The 20,778-nt window shown below is 61.3% G+C and carries 17 protein-coding genes; 8 read left to right on the top strand and 9 right to left on the bottom strand.

Annotated elements, in window-relative coordinates; translation table 11 throughout:
- Positions 1-12: 12 nt before the first annotated feature.
- The gene (pstS, locus tag ACYVNQ_RS04075; RefSeq protein ID WP_460900989.1) at positions 13-1,044 is read right to left on the bottom strand and encodes a phosphate ABC transporter substrate-binding protein PstS; all 1,032 of its coding nucleotides are present in this window, start codon (positions 1,042-1,044) and stop codon (positions 13-15) included.
- Between the two features lie 186 nt (positions 1,045-1,230).
- Positions 1,231-2,127, bottom strand: a complete 897-nt coding sequence (gcvA, locus tag ACYVNQ_RS04070) for a transcriptional regulator GcvA (protein WP_460900988.1) — start codon at positions 2,125-2,127, stop codon at positions 1,231-1,233.
- Between the two features lie 112 nt (positions 2,128-2,239).
- Between gcvA and ACYVNQ_RS04065 the strand changes: the two genes are divergently transcribed.
- The gene (locus ACYVNQ_RS04065) at positions 2,240-3,079 is read left to right on the top strand and encodes an EamA family transporter (protein WP_460900987.1); all 840 of its coding nucleotides are present in this window, start codon (positions 2,240-2,242) and stop codon (positions 3,077-3,079) included.
- Between the two features lie 32 nt (positions 3,080-3,111).
- Here the strand turns inward: ACYVNQ_RS04065 and ACYVNQ_RS04060 are convergent, their stop codons facing one another.
- On the bottom strand, positions 3,112-3,879 hold the full coding sequence (locus ACYVNQ_RS04060) for a hypothetical protein (RefSeq protein ID WP_460900986.1): 768 nt from the start codon (positions 3,877-3,879) through the stop codon (positions 3,112-3,114).
- Positions 3,880-4,075: 196 nt separating this feature from the next.
- On the opposite strand from ACYVNQ_RS04060, the gene ACYVNQ_RS04055 reads away from it, so the two are divergent.
- The 3 genes from ACYVNQ_RS04055 to ACYVNQ_RS04045 all read left to right on the top strand — a co-directional run bounded on the left by ACYVNQ_RS04055 (position 4,076) and on the right by ACYVNQ_RS04045 (position 7,586).
- On the top strand, positions 4,076-5,008 hold the full coding sequence (locus ACYVNQ_RS04055) for a 3-hydroxyacyl-CoA dehydrogenase NAD-binding domain-containing protein (RefSeq protein ID WP_460900985.1): 933 nt from the start codon (positions 4,076-4,078) through the stop codon (positions 5,006-5,008).
- A 96-nt stretch (positions 5,009-5,104) separates the two neighbouring features.
- A complete protein-coding gene (locus ACYVNQ_RS04050) occupies positions 5,105-6,652 on the top strand; it encodes a UxaA family hydrolase (protein ID WP_460900984.1) in 1,548 nt (515 codons plus the stop codon).
- A gap of 49 nt (positions 6,653-6,701) precedes the next feature.
- Entirely contained in the window at positions 6,702-7,586 is an 885-nt protein-coding gene (locus ACYVNQ_RS04045; protein WP_460900983.1) for a LysR family transcriptional regulator, read from the top strand.
- Between the two features lie 31 nt (positions 7,587-7,617).
- Here ACYVNQ_RS04045 and ACYVNQ_RS04040 read toward each other — a convergent pair whose 3' ends face one another.
- Positions 7,618-8,889 (bottom strand): phthiocerol/phthiodiolone dimycocerosyl transferase family protein, encoded by a 1,272-nt coding sequence (locus tag ACYVNQ_RS04040; protein WP_460900982.1) that lies wholly within the window; start codon positions 8,887-8,889, stop codon positions 7,618-7,620.
- 427 nt (positions 8,890-9,316) lie between these two features.
- On the opposite strand from ACYVNQ_RS04040, the gene ACYVNQ_RS04035 reads away from it, so the two are divergent.
- A complete protein-coding gene (locus ACYVNQ_RS04035) occupies positions 9,317-10,057 on the top strand; it encodes a hypothetical protein (protein ID WP_460900981.1) in 741 nt (246 codons plus the stop codon).
- Between the two features lie 67 nt (positions 10,058-10,124).
- Positions 10,125-10,757 carry a flavin reductase family protein gene (locus ACYVNQ_RS04030; protein ID WP_460900980.1) on the top strand — a complete coding sequence of 211 codons (633 nt, stop codon included), beginning with the start codon at positions 10,125-10,127 and terminating at the stop codon, positions 10,755-10,757.
- A gap of 100 nt (positions 10,758-10,857) precedes the next feature.
- Here ACYVNQ_RS04030 and ACYVNQ_RS04025 read toward each other — a convergent pair whose 3' ends face one another.
- The 5 genes from ACYVNQ_RS04025 to ACYVNQ_RS04005 form a co-directional block, all read right to left on the bottom strand.
- Positions 10,858-11,142 (bottom strand): hypothetical protein, encoded by a 285-nt coding sequence (locus ACYVNQ_RS04025; RefSeq protein ID WP_460900979.1) that lies wholly within the window; start codon positions 11,140-11,142, stop codon positions 10,858-10,860.
- Between the two features lie 147 nt (positions 11,143-11,289).
- Positions 11,290-12,714 (bottom strand): efflux transporter outer membrane subunit, encoded by a 1,425-nt coding sequence (locus ACYVNQ_RS04020; protein WP_460901027.1) that lies wholly within the window; start codon positions 12,712-12,714, stop codon positions 11,290-11,292.
- Positions 12,715-12,836: 122 nt separating this feature from the next.
- Positions 12,837-15,974 carry an efflux RND transporter permease subunit gene (locus ACYVNQ_RS04015; RefSeq protein WP_460900978.1) on the bottom strand — a complete coding sequence of 1,046 codons (3,138 nt, stop codon included), beginning with the start codon at positions 15,972-15,974 and terminating at the stop codon, positions 12,837-12,839.
- Positions 15,975-15,986: 12 nt separating this feature from the next.
- Positions 15,987-17,030, bottom strand: a complete 1,044-nt coding sequence (locus tag ACYVNQ_RS04010) for an efflux RND transporter periplasmic adaptor subunit (protein ID WP_460900977.1) — start codon at positions 17,028-17,030, stop codon at positions 15,987-15,989.
- Between the two features lie 341 nt (positions 17,031-17,371).
- Positions 17,372-18,577 (bottom strand): MFS transporter, encoded by a 1,206-nt coding sequence (locus tag ACYVNQ_RS04005; protein WP_460900976.1) that lies wholly within the window; start codon positions 18,575-18,577, stop codon positions 17,372-17,374.
- Between the two features lie 120 nt (positions 18,578-18,697).
- On the opposite strand from ACYVNQ_RS04005, the gene ACYVNQ_RS04000 reads away from it, so the two are divergent.
- Together ACYVNQ_RS04000 and ACYVNQ_RS03995 are read left to right on the top strand one after the other, a co-directional pair.
- A complete protein-coding gene (locus tag ACYVNQ_RS04000; RefSeq protein ID WP_460900975.1) occupies positions 18,698-19,663 on the top strand; it encodes a GlxA family transcriptional regulator in 966 nt (321 codons plus the stop codon).
- Positions 19,664-19,811: 148 nt separating this feature from the next.
- Complete coding sequence (locus ACYVNQ_RS03995) at positions 19,812-20,615, top strand: SDR family NAD(P)-dependent oxidoreductase (RefSeq protein WP_460900974.1); 804 nt, start codon at positions 19,812-19,814, stop codon at positions 20,613-20,615.
- The last annotated feature ends 163 nt before the right edge of the window (positions 20,616-20,778 follow it).

Genomic DNA, 20,778 nt, shown 5'->3' with positions numbered 1-20,778 from the left:
CGCGTTCGCGCGTCATTGGCCCGACAGCTTGTGTGTGCCGGCATCGCTGGCGTTTGCACGCCATTGCGAACGGATGCCCGCTACCACGGCTTCCGGCAACGGCACGTAGTCCAGCTCGCGCACAGCCTGTCCGTCGTGCTCGAATGCCCAGTCGAAAAATTTCAGCGTCGCGGCGCGCTGCGCCGCATCGTCTGGCGAGGTGTGAAGCAATACGTAAGTGGCGCCCATCACCGGCCAGGCCTCCTTGCCCGGCTGATTGGTGCCGGTCTGCCGCAGCGACGACCAGTCGGCGGCAGCAGCGGCTGCCTTGAAGCTCGGCACGCCCGGTTGAACGCTCACCCCTTCAGCATTCAGCATCGCGATGTAGGTCATGTGGTTCTGCTTGGTGAAGTCCCACGCAACGTAGCCAATCGCGCCGGGCAGATAGCCGACATAAGTCGCCACGCCCTCGTTTCCCTTGCCGCCGATGCCAAGCGGCCAGTGCACGCTGGTGCCTTCGCCCACCTTGAGCTTCCATGCCGGGCTGACCTGCGAAAGATAGTGCGTCCAGATCAGCGTAGTGCCGGAACCGTCCTGCCGGCGCACCACGGCGATCGGCGTATCGGGCAGCTTGAGCTTCGGATTGAGCTGAACAATCGCGGGGTCGTCCCAGAAGAGAATCTTGCCGAGAAAAATATCGCCGAGCACCGCGCCCGATAGCGTCAGCTGCCCCGCCTTGATGCCAGGCAGATTGACCACCGGCACCACCGCACCGATCACAGTCGGAAACTGCCGCAACGATTCCCTTGCGAGTTCGTCATCGGTAAGCGGCGCATCCGAGCCGGCGAAATCGACCTGCTTCGCCAGCACCAGCTTCAGACCATTCGACGAGCCGACCGCCTGGTAGCGGACCTTGCCGCCGCCGGCCTTCTGATAATCGGCGGCCCATCGGTTGTACAGCGGTGCGGCAAAGGTGCTGCCGGCACCGGAGATGTCGGCGGCTTCAGACGCGACGCAGACAAGCGCGCCGGTCAAAGCGGCAATCAGGACGGGAAATGGTCTCACGAATGCCTCGCTTTCGAATTGTTGTTGATTCGTCGAGCGAGGCGTGCCATTCGATGTGGCCTAAGCATGGCCGCATCCCGTCACTGCCGTCTGCCCAAATGAATTCGCGTAGTCCAAATTACAGGTGGGCAAAAGTCAGGATGCCAATTGAATCGGCCTATCGGCTGCAGGCTTGGCGCGGCACCGCTATGCCGTTGCACATGCGCCTTCGTGCTCGAGCCATGCGCGGAACAACAGCACCATTGGGTCCGTCGACCTGTCGTCCGGAATGTAGGTGCAGTAGCTGCGCGACGGCAAGCGCGGCGCGTCGAACGGCATGATCAGGCGGCCGGCGGCGAGATCGTCGGCGATCAGTGCGGTCGGGCCCATTGCTACGCCTAAGCCGTCGATGGCCGCCTGCAAGGTCAGATAGAAATGATCGAAGGTCAGCGCAGCGCCCGGGTTGAGTTCGGCGATACCCGCGCCGGCAAACCAGTCCGGCCACAGCCGGGGCAAACTCGATGCGTGCAGCAGCGTATGCATGCGCAGATCGTTCGGCTCGCGCAGCGGTACGCGCCGCACCAGCGCCGGGCTGCAGACAGGCACACGCTGTTCCGCGAGGAAAGGCCGCATCGCGTAACCATAGAACGTGTCGGGGCCGCCCCGGATGATGACGTCGTAGTTGCCTTGCAAACTCTCCACCGACTCGCTCGACGTTTCCACTTTCACATGCACGCCGGGATGCTCGAGGTGAAATGCGGCGAGTCTCGGCACCAGCCATCGCAATGTGAAGGAGGCCACCGCATTGATGTTGAGCGTACGCGACACCGCCGCCGGCACACCGTATTGAGCGGTGGCCTGCGACATCTGCTCGAACAACGGCGCAATTTCGCCCAGATAGCGTCTGGCTGCAGGCGTCAGCACGATGCGCCGGTTGTGCCGCTCGAACAACGGTGCCCCAAGCCACATTTCGAGTTGACGAATATGCTGGCTGATCGCGCCATGCGTGACGTGCAATTCGACGGCTGCGTCCTTGAAGCTGCCGAGCCGGCCAGCGGCCTCGAAGGCTCTCAATGCATTGAGGGGAGGCAATACGCGTTTCATCTGCGCTCTCTACGCATCACGATAGTTAAATTAACCTAACAGGCCAATTTATCTGGTTTGTCACGCCGGTTCAAGATAGATATTCTGCTGACATGTTAAGTGGAGGCTATCGATGTCTACTGGCGTGATGCTGCTCGTTTTATTCGCGGCCTTGCTGCATGCGAGCTGGAACGCGCTCGTGAAGTCGAGTCCGGACACCTGGTTCGACGTCGTGTTCGTCACCGCCAGCGCGGCTGCGCTATGTGCGCTCACGGTGCCGTTCTTGCCCTTGCCGGCCATGGCCAGCTGGCCGTACATGGTGGCATCGTCGGTGATCCATGTTGTCTATTTCCTGCTGATCGGCGCCGCCTATCGCAGCGGCGACATGAGCCATGCCTACCCGCTGATGCGCGGCGCGCCGCCGTTGATCGTCGCGCTGGCAAGCGGACCGTTGATCGGCGAACGTCTGACGGCGGGCGAATGGGGCGGCATTCTGCTGATCTGCGGCGGGATCTTCGGTTTGCTGCTGGTGCATTCGGCAACCGGCAATACGGCGCGCACCACTCGTCTTGCCCTGTGCAACGCGCTGATCATTGCGGCCTATACGCTGGTCGACGGCACCGGGGTGCGCCTCGCGGGGCATCCCGCTTCGTACACGATGTGGATGTTCGTGCTGGCAGGGCCGCCGGTTCTGCTGTGGGTGCTGATACGCCGGCGCGCCGCTGCGTTGCGCCATTTTCGGGCCCGCTGGCATCTCGTATTGACGGGCGGCGCCTGCACCGTGGCCTCCTATGCGCTGGTGCTGTGGGCCATGACGCAAGCGCCGATCGCGATGGTCGCCGCGTTGCGGGAAACGGCAATCCTGTTCGGCATCGCGATTTCGATGCTGATTCTGAAAGAGCGCAGTGGCATCGCCCGTCCGCTCGCTGCGCTGGTGATCCTGCTGGGAGTGGCGACGCTCAAGTTGACGTGAGTGTCAAAAATTTTCGCCGCGTGTTCATCGCATCACATCATGCCGCCGCTTGCCCCACTCGTGCTGCCGCTCCCACCCGATGACGGCATAGGCGCCGGCGACACCGTAGCAAGCGGATGCGCCGCCCCGGCTGCGGCCAGCAACGAAACCGCGGCCGCGTTGGGCATGCCGTTGACGTCGATCGCCCCGGCCGCGGCCAGTGCTTCGAGATCGCTATCTACCCCTGCCTGCCCCACTACGAACCGCGTCGTCAGGAAGGCGGGCACCGTCAACGTAACTGCATAGCGTTGCTGCAGATTCGCAACCACTGCCGCTTGCGCGGCCAGCACGTCGCCTTGATTTGCCAATACCTGCGCAAACCCAAAGTTGCTCTGAAAACCCGCGAGCAAGCCCGCTTCTGTCGTATTCAATTGTCCGGCGAGATAGACCAGCAGCAAGTCAGTCTGCGGCGTCACATTGAACGTGCCGCCTGCAAACGCTACCGAATGCAGCGTCGTGCCGCCGGAGACCGCCGTCAGAACGCAAGGCAGTGTCGCGCTGAGCGTAATGCTGTAGTTGCCGCCACCATCTGAAAGCGTGGAGCCTGCTCCCTGCGCACAATTCACACTTACTGTGGCGCTCGCCAGCGCTTTACCTGTCGCAGCCGTACCGGCGAGCGTTACGTTCGGCGGCACGAAGGTCCCCGTACATCCGTTGAGCCCGACACAGAAGCTGCCCCCGCAACTGCCCAGCACAACACAGGCGGCCACACAAAGCGATGCAAGTGCGGGCCGCGCGCTTCGCGCATTGAAGGTATTCATGTCGCCTCCCATCCATCGAAGGAAATCATGCAACCAGGCATTCGTCCGGCTCATGGTAATGCAACGCACACGCAACCACGCCGCGGACGGCATCAGTTATCGTAAAACGCGATCACTGTGTGCGCATCATTCAATTTTATTAAATACCGCCGGGTCAATAGAATCTCGACAAGCTCAATCATGGTGGAGACCAGGCATGGAACAGGTGGACAGCGCGGTCGTGATCGGCGGCGGCATCATGGGTTGCGATGTCGCGGCGATCTTTCTGACGAATGGCTGCGACGTGCAGATCGTCGAACCGGCGGCGGCTGCGCGCAACACGCTGCAAAACCGCTGCATGCAAGCGTGTCATGCGCTGGGTCACGATGAGCCGCAAGGCAGGCTCGACGTGCTGGCCCGGCTCGGCGATATCGTCTGGTCCGATGTGTCGATCGTGATCGAATGCGCGCCTGAGAAGCTCGAGATCAAGCAGCGCGTGTTCGCCGAACTGGAGTCGCTAGCGCCCGCGCACCTGCCGCTTACCAGCAATTCGTCGAGCTTTCCGATCAGCAGCATCGGCGCAGGACTCAAAACGCGCGCGCGCATGCTGGGCCTGCATTTCTTCATGCCGGCGCATCTGGTGCCGGCGGTCGAGGTCGTGCGCAGCGACGTGTCCGACGAGGCCGTGGCACTCGAGGTCAGCGACATCATGCGGCGGGTCGGCAAGAAACCCGTGCAGGTCAAGAGAGATGTGCCGGGCTTTCTCGCCAACCGGATCCAGCATGCGCTGATGCGCGAGGCAATTTCGCTGGTCGAGCAAGGCTTCGCGTCGGCGGAAGACGTCGACCTGGCAGTGCGCTATGGCTTCGGCTTTCGCTATATCGCAGCGGGGCCGCTATTGCAGAAGGATCTGGCCGGCATCGACATTCACTGCGCGGCAGCCGCCACGATGTACCCGTACCTGAATGCCGACACCACACCGTCGCCGTTGATGCAGCAACTCGTCGAACGCGGCGACACCGGCGTCAAGTCGCCCACGAGGCGCGGCTTTTACGAATGGGACGACGCGTCGATCGCCAAAGCGCGTGCCCGGTATGAGACCGCGCTGCGCAAGGCAATGCAGATCCTGCGCGACGAGGAAGCATCCTGAATCGCGCGGCACGGACCTCGTAGTACGGACCTCGCAGTAACAGATCTATTCCGCGCCCAAACCGCGCAGGCCACAGCAAGCAACCCTCTTCCCATCATGATCGAGACTTCGAAGAAACGCGTAAGCGGCTCCGCAATCCGGCTGCATCCGGACGACAACGTTGTCGTGGCGCGCGTCGACGTTGGCCTTGGCGAGGCCATTCCCGGCGAAAACATCGTCAGCCGCGCCCAGGTGCAGGCCGGCTACAAGATCGCCGCGCGCGCGATTGCCCGTGGCGAGCCGATCCGCAAATACAACGTCGTGATCGGCTTCGCCGCCGCGGATATCGAACCCGGCGCGCTGGTGCACAGTCACAACACCGAGTTCCGCGAGTTCGAGCGCGACTATGCGCACGCCAGCGAATATCGGCCGGTGCAGATGCTGCCCGACGCGCAACGCGCAAGCTTCCAGGGATACGTGCGGGCCGACGGCCGCGTCGCGACCCGTAATTTCATCGGCATCCTGTCCACGGTCAACTGCTCGGCGACGGTGGTGCGCAAGATCGCCGAATGGTTCACGCCGGAACGGCTCGCCGATTATCCGAACGTCGACGGCGTGGTTGCATTCAGCCATTCGATTGGCTGCGGCATGGAAATGACCGGTGAACCGATGGCGCTGCTGCGCCGCACGATCGCCGGCTATGCGCGCAACGCGAACCTGGCTGGCGCGTTGATCGTCGGACTCGGTTGCGAGCGCAACCAGATCGGCGGCCTGGTCGAAGCCGAGCGCTTGCCGATCGGCGGCATGCTGCGCAGTTTCGTGATGCAGGATACCGGCGGCACGCGCGAAACGATCGAAGCAGGCATCGCTGCGGTGCGCGAGATGCTGCCCGACGCGAATCGCATGACGCGGCAAACGGTGTCCGCCAGCCACCTGACAGTTGGCCTTCAATGCGGTGGCTCCGACGGCTTCTCGTCGATCACCGCCAATCCTGCGCTGGGCACTGCGGTCGATATTCTGGTGCGGCATGGCGGCACCGCGATCTTGTCGGAGACCCCGGAAATCTACGGCGTCGAACATACGCTGACGCGCCGCGCGGCCAGTCGCACGGTCGGCGAAAAGCTGGTCGAACGGATCCGCTGGTGGAAAGAGGAGTATTCGGTGGGCCGCGACGTGCAGATCAACGGCCGCGTGAGCCCGGGCAACCAGATGGGGGGCCTCGCGAACATCTTTGAAAAATCGCTCGGTTCGTCGATGAAAGGCGGCACGGGGCCGTTGATGGACGTCTATCGATACGCGGAACCAGTAACGAGCAAAGGCCTCGTGTTTATGGACACGCCAGGCTTCGATCCGGTTTCCGCAACCGGGCAGATTGCCGGCGGCGCCAACCTGATCGCGTTCACGACCGGCCGCGGCTCGATGTTCGGCGCGAAGCCGGTGCCGAGCATCAAGCTCGCTACGAATACGCCGATGTACCGCCGGCTGACCGGCGACATGGACCTGAACTGCGGCGAGATCCTCGACGGCGAAGCGACCATGCAGGAAATGGGCGAACGCATCTTCGACCTGATGCTGCGCACCGCGTCCGGCGAGCAGTCGAAAAGCGAATTGCTGGGTCTGGGCGACCACGAATTCGTGCCCTGGCAGATCGGCATCATGAGCTGAGTGCGCGAGCGCGGCTACTATAGCGCGTACGACATTCAGGAGCATGGCTATGCTGGTGAACGTACGCCAGATCAAGGCCTGCCTCGCGATCGTGCGGGCAGGCAATTTCACGAAAGCGTCGGCTGAGATTCATCTTTCGCAATCGGCGCTGAGTGTGCAGATCCGCCAGCTCGAAACCGCACTCGGCGTGCAGCTGTTCGACCGCAACCGGCGCCACGTCACGCTGACCGCGATCGGGCGTGAGCTGCTGCCGCGCTTCGAGCGCATCGTGCGCGAAATGGATGCGGTTGCGTTGCACACGCGCGATTTGTCCGAACTCGCGCGCGGCGTCGTCACGGTGGCGACAATCCCGTCGATCGCGTCGAAACTGCTGCCCAAAGCGGTACGCATGCTCACTACCAGCTATCCAGGGCTCTCGGTGCGCGTGCGCGACACCGTCGCGCAGCATGTGGTCGAGCTGGTCAAAAGCGGCGACGTGGATTTCGGCATTGGTTCGCTGAGCAAGACCGACCGCGAGGTCGTGCTCGAGCCGCTGCTGATCGACCGCTTCTATGCGTATGTGGCTGCCGACTATGCAATCGACGCCGACCGTGCGCACACGCTGGCCGAACTGACGGCCTTCCCGTTGATCCTGCCGGTGCGCGAAAGCAGCGTGCGGATGCTGGTCGACAAGGTTGGCGCGCGTGTCAAATGTGCGATCCAACCGGCCTACGAAGCGGTCTATAACTCGACCCTGTTAGGGTTTGCACGCGACGGACTGGGCATCGCGATCATGCCGGAATCCACCGTCGATATCGAAGCCGACGCCGCGCTGCGCGCGATCAAGATTCACCGGCCCGCAATCGAGCGGCGCATCTCGATCATTACGCGGCGCGGGCACTCGCTTTCGAAGGCTGCATCGATTCTCGTGCATACGTTGAAGGAAGCCAGCTAATGAGTAAATCAAATGATCCAGGCGCCATTTTCTACGACAAGCTCAGGGCCACCTCGATCTCGCTCACCATTTGCTCGAGCAGCCCCTCAAACGGCGCATGGCTGGTATGAAGCAGTTGCAACTGGTCGTTAAACGTAGCGGCGCCAATCACCTGCTCGTCGATGAAGCCTCGGCATACAGAGGGCCCCCATACCGATTCGAGTCTCAGCTTTCCGTAGACCCGCGGCACATCGACGACACCCAGGTTGGTCAACAGTGCTTCGTCCGCCGCGACTTCGGAGAACATCGTCTTCGCCAGCTCCGTCTCACGAACGTCAGCCAGGGCATCGCGTAAGCCGGCGACCATGGAAGCGAGCGCCGTCGGTGTCCGAACAAACTCGAAACCTTGTCCCAGGTAACGTGCGTGTGCCCACAAATCAAGGCCATGCGGACCGTCGTTAGCGACAACTATATTGCTCATGCACAACCCTAGATGGTCGCTTCGATCAAGAAGCCGCCGGCGCAGATCAATGGGTGACCCTACCCGGATCGGAGCCCCACCTGTCCCGGGCGAAACACGACTTATCGACACCATCAGCGATGCGACCAATACCGAGTGTACGGTGGTCCGTTCTGCTTTCGCGCGATCGCGCAAGCTGAGCGTCATTCCCGGTGTCAGGCGTCGTGCCGAAATACGCGGCGCCGTACCGTCTGCATGCCGGTATGCCGTGGGTGGTCGCACAGCTTGCACAGTCCGCGCACCGTCGGACGCCATCGGCGCCGGGTACGGTCCATACATGAGTTTGACAAGATGCTCCAGGGACCGGCTTTCACGGCTACAGACAAGCGCCTGCTTAGACATTGAACGGAGCAGGTCAGCGAGAAAAAACGACAGCGACGCACCATCTGCGATCGAATGATGCGCGGCAAGAATGATGATCGCGCGCTCTGGAGCGTGCAGCAGAGTTGCGCGCAGGAGTGGTGACTGGAGCGTGTCGAACGGCAGCGCCATCTGCATGCCGACTTCGTCGGTCCAGCCAGATTCGCTCAAGGAGACGACCCTCATCGGAATCGCCCCTGGAGCGACAGGCCGGAATGCCGGCTGACCGCGGCTGTCTGTTTCGATCCGTGACCAGACCAGCGGGCAGTGCTGTGCCACGCTATCCAGAGCGCTCTGCCATTGCTCGATACGGGTTGGTCCGTCCACCTCGCCGATGATCGCCAGGTGCGTCGGGTGATTCCGATCAAGTAGATAAAATAGCTTTTCCACTGCGCCCAATGGACGCTCTGCGCTCGATACAGCCGCCTTCGGCGACGAATTCATTTGCTTGTTCCTTTGGATTGCGAGTCAACACAATCAGCCGCGCGGTAACTCGACTGCGCTTCACGGCCCCATGGTCAATGCTGTCTGTAGCCGCAATCACGGACGCGTCTCGCTGACGTTACGACAACGCCGCTCACTGTGGGTTTATTCCAAGGTCCCGAAGCGCAAACACGTGTGTCAAGTCACAGATCACGCCTGCGCGGCAAGGCGGTTGAAGCCCGCACGCATGCGTGCATCGCCGCATTCAACCTCGCGCGCGCGCCGACACGTCTGGCGTAAACACAAACAAAATTGTCGTTTGTGACGATAGCCGCTACTGCCTCCGGTCGCTACACTAAGCCATCGTGCGCGTCGAAAGCTACGGCTGGAACAACCCATCGGCGCCGCATGGATCAGAAACAGTACACGCACCGAACGAGGCAAACAGATGCAAGATTTTTTGAAGTCTGTAATCGAAGCCCAAGGTGGGCTCGAACGATGGAACGGCGTACATCGAATATCCGCGGCTTTCTCCGTTTCTGGTCTTGGCTTCAAGCAAAGGGGGCCGGTCGGAGAGTCTGTTGCAGCGATCCCGATGCGAGTCAGTGTCGACACTCGTGAGCAGATGACCCTGTTCGAACCGTTCGCGGCTCCCGGGCAACGAGGCATTTACCGCCCCCATCGCACGTCGATCGAGTCATTCGACGGCACCCTCGTCGAAGGTCTGGACCATCCCCGCGAGACCTTGACTACGATGCCCCTCGGGACCGCGTGGAGTGCGCCCCAGGTGCTCTACTTTCTTGGTTACTCGTTGTGGATGTACTTGACCTTGCCGTTCTCTTTCCTCGAGGACGGCATGAAATGCGAGGAAATCGAACCGTTGGTGGAAGGCGACGAAACGTGGCGTGCATTAAAGGTGACTTACCCGGTATCTTATCCGTCCCATTCGACAGAGCAGGTGCATTATTTCGACGACAAAGGCCTGATGCGTCGGCAGGACTATACGGTAGACGCTCGTCAGAATCTGGGCGCCGCGCACTATCTGTTCGGGCATCAAAACGTCGAGGGATTGGTGTTCCCCACGCGCCGCCGCATCTATGCCCGCGGACTCGACGGCGCGCCGCTGAAAGACCGCTTGCTTATCTCAGCCGACCTCGGCGATTTCAGGCTCTCTCGCACGGTCGCTTGAACCCTCGCCCTGGCATACAAGTTCGTTGCGAACCCAGCCCATCCAGCACCAGTATCGGAGAATTGCCGTGAAGTTCGATTTCGAAGCCCTGAATGAAGATACGCGATACAAGCTCATGCTGGGAACAGTATTGCCGCGCCCTATCGCATGGGTGACATCCCAGGATAGAAACGGTGTAGTCAATGCCGCGCCGTTTTCCTTTTTCAACGCATTTGGAACAGAGCCGGCGACGCTCGCCATCGGCGTTGGCCGACATTCACCGACGCAGCCAAAAGACACTTGCCTGAACATCCGCGCGACGGAAGAATTCGTTGTCAATCTAGTACCGTTCTCGTCGGCAGAGAAGATGCGGGCCAGCTCAATGCCGTTCCCCTCACACGTCAGCGAGGTCTCGGTCGTCGGACTCCCCACTTTGCCCAGCGAACGGGTTAACCCGCCGCGAATCGCTGAGAGTCCGGCTTCGTTCGAATGCAAGTTCATGCAGGAAATACGACTGGGAAACTTCAGCCTGATTCTGGGCCGTATCGTCATGCTGCATGTCCGCGATGAAGCGATGCTCGATGCCGAGCGCCTTCATATCGACGCGGCGAATATGGATCTGATTGGCCGCATGGAAGGCGCTCAGTACACACGCACACGCGACAAGTTCGAACCGGCCGCGGCGTTGGGACAGTCACTGCTGGCAAAGCTCAAGACATAAGCGCTCCGCCCGGATCCGCGGCCGCAGATCCCACGAAAGAGCCGGAGCCGCACGTATGGCACGTGCGGCTCCCGGTAGTGACCTTCCGTACTGAGGTTGGTTACTTGATCAGCATGCCCAGTGGCATAAGCGGGCCGACCGGCAGAAACTCGTAGGACATGAGTCCGTCGGCTACCAGCGGCAACGCATCTAGCGTTGCCTTGGCTTGTTCGACGGACTCGACGTTCATCAGAAAGATCGGGCCGCCCTTATCCCGGAACCAGAATTGCTCAACCTTGCCATCGAGATAGAGCTTGAGTGTGGCCGGCACTTCGTTCGACATGTGCTGCTGAATCTTCTCGGGCGTGAGGGTCGGTTTAGCGGAGGCGATAGCAAAGACTTTCATGAGTGATCTCCTTGATCAAGTTTCGTTGCGTTGGACAACAGGGATCACTCTAATATCGGAGCCGCAAGAATGGCACTGGCGGAAGCGACAACTTTATAGTCATTTACGCCATTGGCTATTTCCGGGTGTAGCGGCTCGCGCATGGGCTTATCTGGAGGACGCGGTCGTAACGGCTGCGCTCCATCCGCCACCCAGCGCCCGGAACGTCCGTACGGCGGCGCGTGCTTCGTCGGCTCGCGTGCTGTCCAGATCGTCACGGGCGGACAGCAGTTGCCTGTCTGCGTCAAGCACATCGGTAAGAGGGATCGAGCCTGCTTCGTAAGTACGTTGCGACAGGTCACGCGCACGCGTCAGCGACGTGACTTCGCCCTGCAGTGCCTGAAGACGCAATCCTGTCTGAGACAGCGACACAAACGCATTCTCGACGTCTTCCGCGGCCTTCAGCGCAGCGAGTCGATATTCGGCGAGAGCCTCTGCGTTCGCGCCCCGCGCCTGCCTGACCTCGGCATCGACCCGACCGAAATCGAAGAGCCGCCACTTGAGCGCCCCAGTACCCAGCGGCTGGAATGACTGCGCCGAAAACAGGTGATTCGTTGTCAGGCTGTCAAAGCCCAGAATGCCCGAGACGGATATTTTCGGGTAGTAGTCCGACAAAGCCGCACCGATTCTCTCATTGGAAGCGGCAAGACGCCGCTCTGCAGCGATGATGTCGGGACGTCTGCGAAGCACCTCCTGCGGGGCCTCGTCTGCCGGAATCGCAGGTATCGACGGAATCTCGCCAAAGCCCGCGAGGTCGCTTTCACTCGTGCCCGGCTGCTCGCCGAGCAGCACGTCGAGGCGGTTCAACTGGGCCTCCAGCGCGATACGCAGCGATGGGACGGTGGTCCTCGCCTGCAGGAGCAGGGCCTCTGCCTGTGCAACCTCCCGCCCTGAAGTCGACCCCGAACGTCTTTTCACCTGAACGAGCTGCAGCAGTTGCCCGTCTGTCGCGATCTGATCGTTTGCAACGGCCAATCTTGCCTGGAAGCCCCGTATTTGCAGGTACGCGTCTGCCGCATCCGCTGCCACCGTCACTCGAGTCCCCATTTGCTCGGCTTCGGCTGCATCCATCTCGTCGCGGGCAGCCGCGGATGCACGGCGCAAACCACCGGCGACATCGATTTCCCAGCTCGCCGCCGCTCCGACGTTGTACTCACGTTGATCGCGGTTGTAATCAGGGAACTGCCGCGCGATCGAACCCAGTGGACTTTGAAGACTCTGGTGAATGGCCGCGACGCCAGCATCCAGTTCTGCCGACGGCAGCAGTTGCGCGCCGGCCGCCTGCGCGGCGGCGCGAGATTGCTGAACCCGCGCGAGCGCGGCTGCCAGATCGAGATTCTGATCGAGAGCCTTCTGCACCACCTTCGCAAGGACCGGATCGTTGAAACCCGTCCACCAGACATCCAGAGGAGGACTGACACGCTCGCCGTTCGCGGACTTCGCATCGCCGGCATGGCGAAACGGAGCGAAGGCCTGCTTCGGGGCAACGTAGTTCGGACCAACGGCACATCCGCTCAATGCCGCGACAGCCATCGCCGTGATCGAGAGCGTTCGCAGTGCGGCCGGACCAGCAAAGCTTCCTGGCAACAGCCGAACGAAGCGGCGTCCTTCCCGCACCACGCGCGCCTGCGGAGATCTGCTGACAAGTGGCGTCTTCATGCATGCTCCTGATGGCCGAACTTGCGTACGAAAACATAGAAAGCGGGTGTGAAAAGCAGACCGAAACAGGTCACGCCCAACATGCCGAACAGAACGGCGGTACCCAGCGACTGACGCATTTCCGCGCCGGCACCCGTGGCGACTGCGAGCGGCGCAACGCCCAGAATGAAGGCGAAAGACGTCATGAGGATCGGCCGCAGACGGGTACGCGCGGCGTGTACGGTCGCATCGATTGTCGTGTGACCTTCAGCTTCTTTCTGCCGCGCGAACTCGACGATCAGGATGGCGTTCTTCGCGGCCAGCCCGACCAGGACGACGAAACCGATCTGCGCGAGGATGTCGATCGACATGCCTCGAATCGCGAGACCCGAGACGGACGCAAGAATACACATCGGCACGATCAGAACGATCGCAAGCGGAAGCTTCCAGCTCTCGTATTGCGCGACCAGTACGAGAAAGACGAACAGGGCCGCCGCACCAAACACCAGCAGCGTGGGCGTCCCGCGCTGTTCCTGCTGGTAAGCGAGTTCCGTCCATTCGAAGCTGATGCCCTGAGGCAGCACCTGGTGAGCGAGCTCTTCCATCCTGTGCAGCGCGACGCCCGTGGCAATACCCGGCGCAGCCACGCCTTGAACTTCCGCGGCAGGATAGAGATTGTAGCGAGGGACCCGATACGGGATCGTGCGGTCTTCCATACGCGCCACCGTTCCGATCGGAATCATGTCGCCGCCTGCATTTCTAACCTTAAGGCGCGCGATATCGTCCGCACTCCGGCGGAACTGGCCGTCAGCCTGAACCACCACTTCGTAAGTTCTTCCGAGGTAGTTGAAGTCGTTGACGTACTGCGAGCCGAGATAAACCTGCAGCGCCGAAAAAATATCATTGGGCGTGAGACCGACTTTCTCGGCTTTCACGCGGTCGACGTCAGCAAATATCGAAGGCGAGCCCGCGTTGAAAAGGGTGAAGACGCCCGCAAAGCTGGGATCCTTGTTCGCTGCACCCACCAGCGCCCTGGCCGCATGCATGAGCGCGTCCGGTCCTAGCCCGTCGCGATCTTCGAGCATCATCTTGAAGCCCCCTGCGTTTCCGAGACCCTGCACAGGCGGAGGGGGGATCGTGAGCACGTAGGCGTCTTTAATCACCGAGAGATTCTTGCGCAGGTCGACCAGCACCGAGCGCGCCGTCAGGCCCGGTACGTCATGGTTGTACAGGGAAGGCAACCCGGAAAAGATGGTTCCTGAATTCGACGCGACTGTCAGCGTGGTGGCATCGAGCCCGACGAACGGCGCATCATGCTCGTTGCCGCGCGTGCTGAGAATGATGTCCATCGCCTGGCGAACCACTTTCTCCGTGCGGCCAAGCGATGCGCCGGCAGGCAACTGAACGATCGTGATCAGGTATCCCTGATCCTGCTCAGGGATGAAGCCCGTCGGGGTGTGCGAAAACTCGAATCCGGTCGCGACGATCAAGATCGCGTACAGCGCAAGCACGACACCCAGCGCCCGCACCACGCGGCGTGTGAGATTCCCATAGCCGTGCGAAATCCGGTCGAATACGCGGTTGAAGCGCCCGAAGCCGGCGTTGAGCCATCGAATAGGCGCGACAGCAGTCTGGTTCGTGTGAGGATCGTGCCCCTTGAAGAGCACCGCGCACAGTGCGGGACTCAGCGTCAGGGAAACGAAACAGGAGACGATCGTGGACGCGGCGATCGTCACCGCGAACTGGCGGAAGAAGAGACCTGAGATGCCGCTCAGAAACGCCGAGGGGACGAACACCGCGCACAGTGTCAACGCAATCGACAGCAAGGCGCCCCCGACCTCGTCCATGGTTCGATGGGCCGCCTCGACCGCGGACATGCCAGCGCGCATATTGCGCTCGACATTCTCGACGACCACGATCGCATCGTCCACCACGATGCCGACCGCGAGGACCAGGCCGAACAGCGACAGATTGTTGATCGAGATCCCGAAGATGGCCAACACAATGAACGAGGCCAGCAGCGACACGGGGATCGCTATCACCGGGATGATCGTTGCCCGCCAGTTCTGCAGGAAGACGAATACCACCCCAACGACGAGGAGAATCGCCACAAAGATCGTCACGATGACTTCGTGGACGGACTTGGCAATGAAGATGGTCGGATCGTAGACAATCTTGTACTGGACGCCCGACGGGAAATCCTGTTGCAGGCCCTTCATCGCGTCGAGCACCTCGTGCTCGACGACGAGTGAGTTGGCGCCGGGTTCGGCGTAGACCAGAAGCGATATCGCATCGGTCTTGTCGACGAAAGACCTGGACCCGTAGTCCGCTGCGCCGACTTCGATGCGACCGACATCCCGCAGATGCGTGACACGCCCCAGGTTGTCGGCCTTCAGAACAATGTCGCCGAATTGCTCCGGTGTCGTCAGACGGCCAAGCGCCTCGACATTGATCTGATACGCGCCCTCTCCCGGCACCGGGGGCTGGTTCAGGATACCGGCCGACACCTGCTGGTTCTGGGCGCGCAACACGCTCAGCACTTCCGCGGCAGTCAGGTGATTGGATGCGACCTTGTCGGGATCGAGCCAGATCCGCATCGCATACTCACGCGCTCCGACGATCTGAACGTCACCCACGCCTTGCAATCTGGCAAGCGGGTCCGTGACGTGCAAGGTCGCGTAGTTGGACAGATAGAGCGTATCGTGCGACTGGTCGGGCGAATAGAGGTGCACCATCATCAGGATGGACGGTGTGGCCTTGCGTACCTGAACACCAAGGCGTTGCACGTCTTCCGGCAATCTGGGCATCGCATCCTGAACGCGATTTTGCGTCAGCATCTGTGCGACATTCAGGTCGGTGCCGATGCGAAAGGTCACGGTGATTGTCAGTTTTCCGTCGCCGGTGGACTGACTGTTCATGTAAAGCATGTTCTCGACGCCGTTGATTTTCTCTTCGAGCGGCGTCGCAACGGTTCGTGCGATGGTTTGGGCTGACGCGCCAGGATAGGTGGTGGCAATCGTCACGGTGGGAGGAACGATTTCCGGATATTGGGCAACGGGCCGAACGATCATTGCACCCAGGCCAATCAACGTCAGAAAACAACTGATTACCGTGGCAAACCGCGGACGATCGATGAAGAAGTGTGCGATACGCATGGCGTGTTCGTCCTAGTCCTGCCCTGCTGCATAGGTGATCGTGCTTTTGTGTTCCCGGACTTTCGATCCTGGCGCGGCAAAAGGAATACCGTCGACAATCACCTTGTCGCCCGGAGCAATCCCCGCCTTGATCACTCTGAGTCCACCGTGCTCCGCGCCGATCTCGACGTGTTTCGGAACGACCACGCCTGTGTCCGACACAGTCAGCACGAGATGTTCGGACTGGTCCGGAAGAACGGAACTATCGGGAACCAGCAGCGTTGGCGCAGGCTCCGAGACCAGCAGTCGTAGACGGGAAAACTCACCCGGCGTCAGGGAAAGATCCGGATTGCGAACGGTTGCACGGGCGCGAATGGTTCCGCTGGCCCGGTCAAGCTGGTTATCGACGAAATCGAGGTGGCCCGTTCCGGTGAAACCCGCCGTATCAGGCAGCGAAAACCGCACCACCGCTGCCCTGCCTTGCTTCGACTCCACGCGATACTGCTGGAACTTCTGATAATCGGCCTCACTCATGTCGAAGTTCAGGTAGATGGGATCGAGCGAGACGAGTGTCACGAGGAGCGTCGTTGGACTCGCGGCCGCCCTGCTGCCGGCGATGAGATTGCCGACCGAGACCTGATGCGAGCCGATCCGTCCGGTGAAGGGTGCAACGATCAGGCAATGGTCGAGATCGAACCGCGCATCTCGGATTTCGGCGGCAGCGTTGTCCACCGCCGCGTGGGCCGCACGCTGTTCGGAGATGCGCTGCTCGACGTCCTGAACGGTTCCTGCATCGCTTTGCTGGAGTTCCCGCGCCCGCTGCAATTCCTGATTCGCAAGGTCAAGTCTCGCCGTCGCTGCTGCCATCGCGGCCTTGCCCTGTGCGAGCCTGATCTCATAGGGCTCGGGGTCGATGGAAAACAGGCGATCACCCTTATGGACGACCGCACCGTCCTTGAAATGGATTCCGGTCAGCGTCCCGCCTACCTGCGGACGAATCTCGACCGCATCGACAGCTGAAAATTGCCCGAGAAATCCAATGTCGGTACTCAGCGCGCGTACCAGCGGTTGGCTCACGCCAACTTGAGGAGGCGGAGGACTACCCGCCGTCGGGGTTCCTGCATGGGCTGAATGGAAGGTCCATGCAGCCGTCATGGCGGCAACGCCCGTGGAGACGGTTGCGATGTACCCGGCCCGCAAGCGCCGCGAGTTGTGCTTGCTTCTTGTGGTCTCTTTCACTTGATCACTCTCGATTGAATGACGAACGTCGCATGCGTGACAATGACCCGCCCAACCTCACCGGGGGATGGGCGTGCCCGGAAAAGAAACGTGGTGGTCCAGCGTTGCCGATCGACGCTGCAGAGCCCACGACTCGAACCTGCGTCGTAGGTCTGGTGGACAACCGTCCCGGTATGCGCCTAGGCGCTCTCGGACGACGTTGTAGTAGAGGGGGAACGCTGCATTGAAGCGGCAGCGAGATGAACCGCTGCAATTTTCCGGGCGGCGAGCTCCGATGTAACGAGTGCCGCGGCGACGAAAATCGCGCCCACGTATCCAAGGTTATGGGCACCCACCACTTGCAAGCCGGCGGCACCGATGACGCCCGCAGCAGTCGCACCCAGAAAGGTCGCCGAGTTATTCAGGCCCAGCAGGATAGGCGCCACCGTGGGAGCGATCGTGATGATTCGATGTTGTTGCGGAACCAGAATGGCCCAGCCGCAACCTCCCCACAGGATGATGACGGGAATCGCCGTCCACAGGCTCGCGCCAGCCCATCGCACTAAAAAGAAATCGGCAAGCACAATGGCGAGCAAGGTGATCAGTACCTTGCGCGATCCGACGCGATCGATCAGCCGCCCGACGATGATGTTGGAAACCACGCCCGACAGACCCCAGATCACCAGCACCGCGCTGAGCACGGCCGGGCTGCCGCCAATGGCCCGATCGAACACGACAGCAAAGTACGTGTAGACCGTCAGGACACCCGTGAAGAACAACAAGGTCGAGATCAGCGTAAGCCCCACTCGCGCATCCGCGAGAGGCCTAAGCCGGTTTGCCAGAGAAATGGCCGGGAGCTTCGGTATCTCCGACAGCAAGGCCGCAACCCCGATGCCGGACAATGCAGCGAGCGCTGCGACGTAAATCATCGTCCAGTGCCAGTTGCCCAGACCACCGATGATGGTTCCGATCGGCGAACCCGTGGCGGTTGAAACGGTCAATCCGGTCAACACGACCGCGAGGGCAAATCCTCTGCGTTCGGGCGGCACGATCATTGGCGCCGCACCCATTGCCGTCGGCGAGAAAATCGCTGCACTGAGGCCGGCCAGAGCCCGGGTCGCCAGCGCAATGCCAAAGGTCGGGGCGAACGCCGTACCGAGGTTCGCAATCACAAAGAGCACCAGCCCCAGCAGCAAAAGACGTTTGCGGGGAACGCTCGCGGCCAGCGTCGCAAGCACGGGCGAAAGAATAGCGTAGGTGACGGAATAGACCGTCGTCATCTGTCCGGCAGCGCCGATGCTCACATCGAAGCTGCGCGCAATCTCCGGCAGTACGCCCGCCACCACAAAGCTGTCGGTGCCGAGCGCAAACATACCGAGCGCTAAAACCAGCAATCGTCGATCCATTTGAATCCCTGTTGACGTCAATGAGCTTGTTCGTTTTATGGCAAGCAATGGGCTTGAGTGTAGCCACCGGCCCCAACCACTGCTACAGTCACAAACGACAACTTTAGAGGCATTCACGCCATGCACATTTCTGTACTTGCCCTCAACGGACTCTTCGATACCGGACTGTCCGTCACCCTCGATGCTTTCTCGGTCGCCAACAAGCTGTCAGAGAAATTGATGGGTGGAACCCCGCGCTTCGAAGTCTCGATCGTCGGAGTTCGAAAGCGAGTGCTCTCTCACCAGGGCATGGTGGTACCCGTGCGACCGATCGTCGCCGACCTGAAGCCCGAATGGGTCATCGTTCCGGCGCTGACCCCGAAGTCGCCGGCGGAAGTGATTGCCTCCCTCGAGCAACCGGAGGCCGTGCGTGCGATCGCACATCTGGTGGACTGGCAGTCTGCCGGCACACGCGTCGCCGCTTCCTGTGTTGGGACATTCTTTCTTGCGGAGGCGGGGCTGCTCGATTTTCGCGAAGCCACGACCAACTGGGCGCTCGCTCCGTTCTTTCGGCAACGTTATCCGAACGTGCAACTCGATGAATCTCGCATGCTCGTTCCTACCGACATCGGCGTGACGGCCGGTGCGGCGTTGGGACACCTCGACCTCGCTCTCTGGCTGATCCGGTCCGCGAGCCCCGAATTGGCGTCTCTCGTTTCGCGTTACCTGCTCGCCGATATACGTTCGTCGCAGGCGCCTTACATCATTCCGAATCATCTCGCGCAGGCCGACCCGTTGATTCAACGTTTTGAACAGTGGTCGAGGAAAAACCTCAAATCGGGATTCTCCCTGCAAGATGCCGCGAGCGCGCTGGCGACCAGCTCGCGATCGCTACAGCGGCGTTGCCAGGAAGTGTTGGGCAAATCACCTCTCGCGTACTTCCAGGACCTGCGAGTCGAGCATGCGCAATCGCTTCTGCGAGCCGGTCGCCTCGATCTCGAGACCATCGCGGCCGAGGTCGGCTACGGTGACGGCGCTACGTTGCGCGCCCTGCTGCGGCAGCGCCTGGGACGAGGCGTGCGCGAACTGCGCGCCGACCTGCTCTGACAGGACGTCGGCGAGAAAAGAACGGGGTGGCGTAAATGGCGCCAAAATTGGCGTTTTAGACGATGGTGATTTTTGGGGGCGTTGGCTACAGTCAACAGACTTGACGAGGACGCGCGTCGCGCGCTCGCCCAACCAAAAGGACCATCACATGACTCAGAGTACCAAGGGCTTTGCTCTCATCACCGGCGGCTCTGCCGGAATCGGCGCCGTCTACGCAGATCGCCTTGCTCGCCGTGGTTACGACCTGATCCTGGTCGCGCGCAACGCTGATCGCCTTCGTTCCGTAGCCGAAGGTGTCACCGCCAGGACGGGACGCAAGGTCGAAACCGTGGTCGCCGACCTCGCCGATCGCACCGGTCTCAAGCGAATCGAGGACATCCTGAAAACCGATGCCCGCATCACCCTTCTCGTGAACAATGCGGGCTTGGGGCCGGTGGCCCCGATGGTGGCGACCGATGTGGATTACCTGAGCGACGTCATCGCGGTCAACATCAACGCCACGGTGCGTCTGACGCACGCGGCGGCACCGAAGTTCGCCGAGCGCGGATCGTGCGCGATCATCAACATTGCGTCTGGCGTCGCGATCTCGCTCGAGATGATCAACTCCGTCTACAGCGCGTCCAAGGCCTTCGTTCTCGCGTTCAGCCAATCGCTGAAGCACGAGTTCGGCGCCAATGGCGTGCGCATCCAGGTGGTGGTGCCGGGCGTGACCGCAACAGAATCATGGGCCAACAACGGCTTCCCCGTCGAAAACCTGCCCAAGGAGATAGTGATGACGACCGAGGTGATGGTCGACGCTGCGCTCTCCGGCTTTGACCAGGGCGAATTCGTCACGGCCCCTTCGCTGCCCGACCAGGCTCAATGGGACACGTTCGATCAAGCCCGTCGGGCACTGGCTCAGAACCTCTCACACTCGGTTCCAGCCGAACGCTATGGCGTAGTGGCCGCGTGAAAGACTGTATAACGGAGAAGCATCGATAAGTCGCATCGATGCGAGCGGCGAAGTAGTCCGTCATCCTATGGTCCGGTGGCGGGCTCTATGCTTTTCCGGTCAGCCGCACAAAAGCGGACGCGCAGAGGAACATCGGTCGGCTCTCCAAGGCAGTCGCCGCAGC

It is taken from the genome of Paraburkholderia jirisanensis, assembly GCF_054782355.1.
Note: the sequence above shows the minus strand (reverse complement) of the source record. Positions and strands in the feature narration are given on the sequence as shown.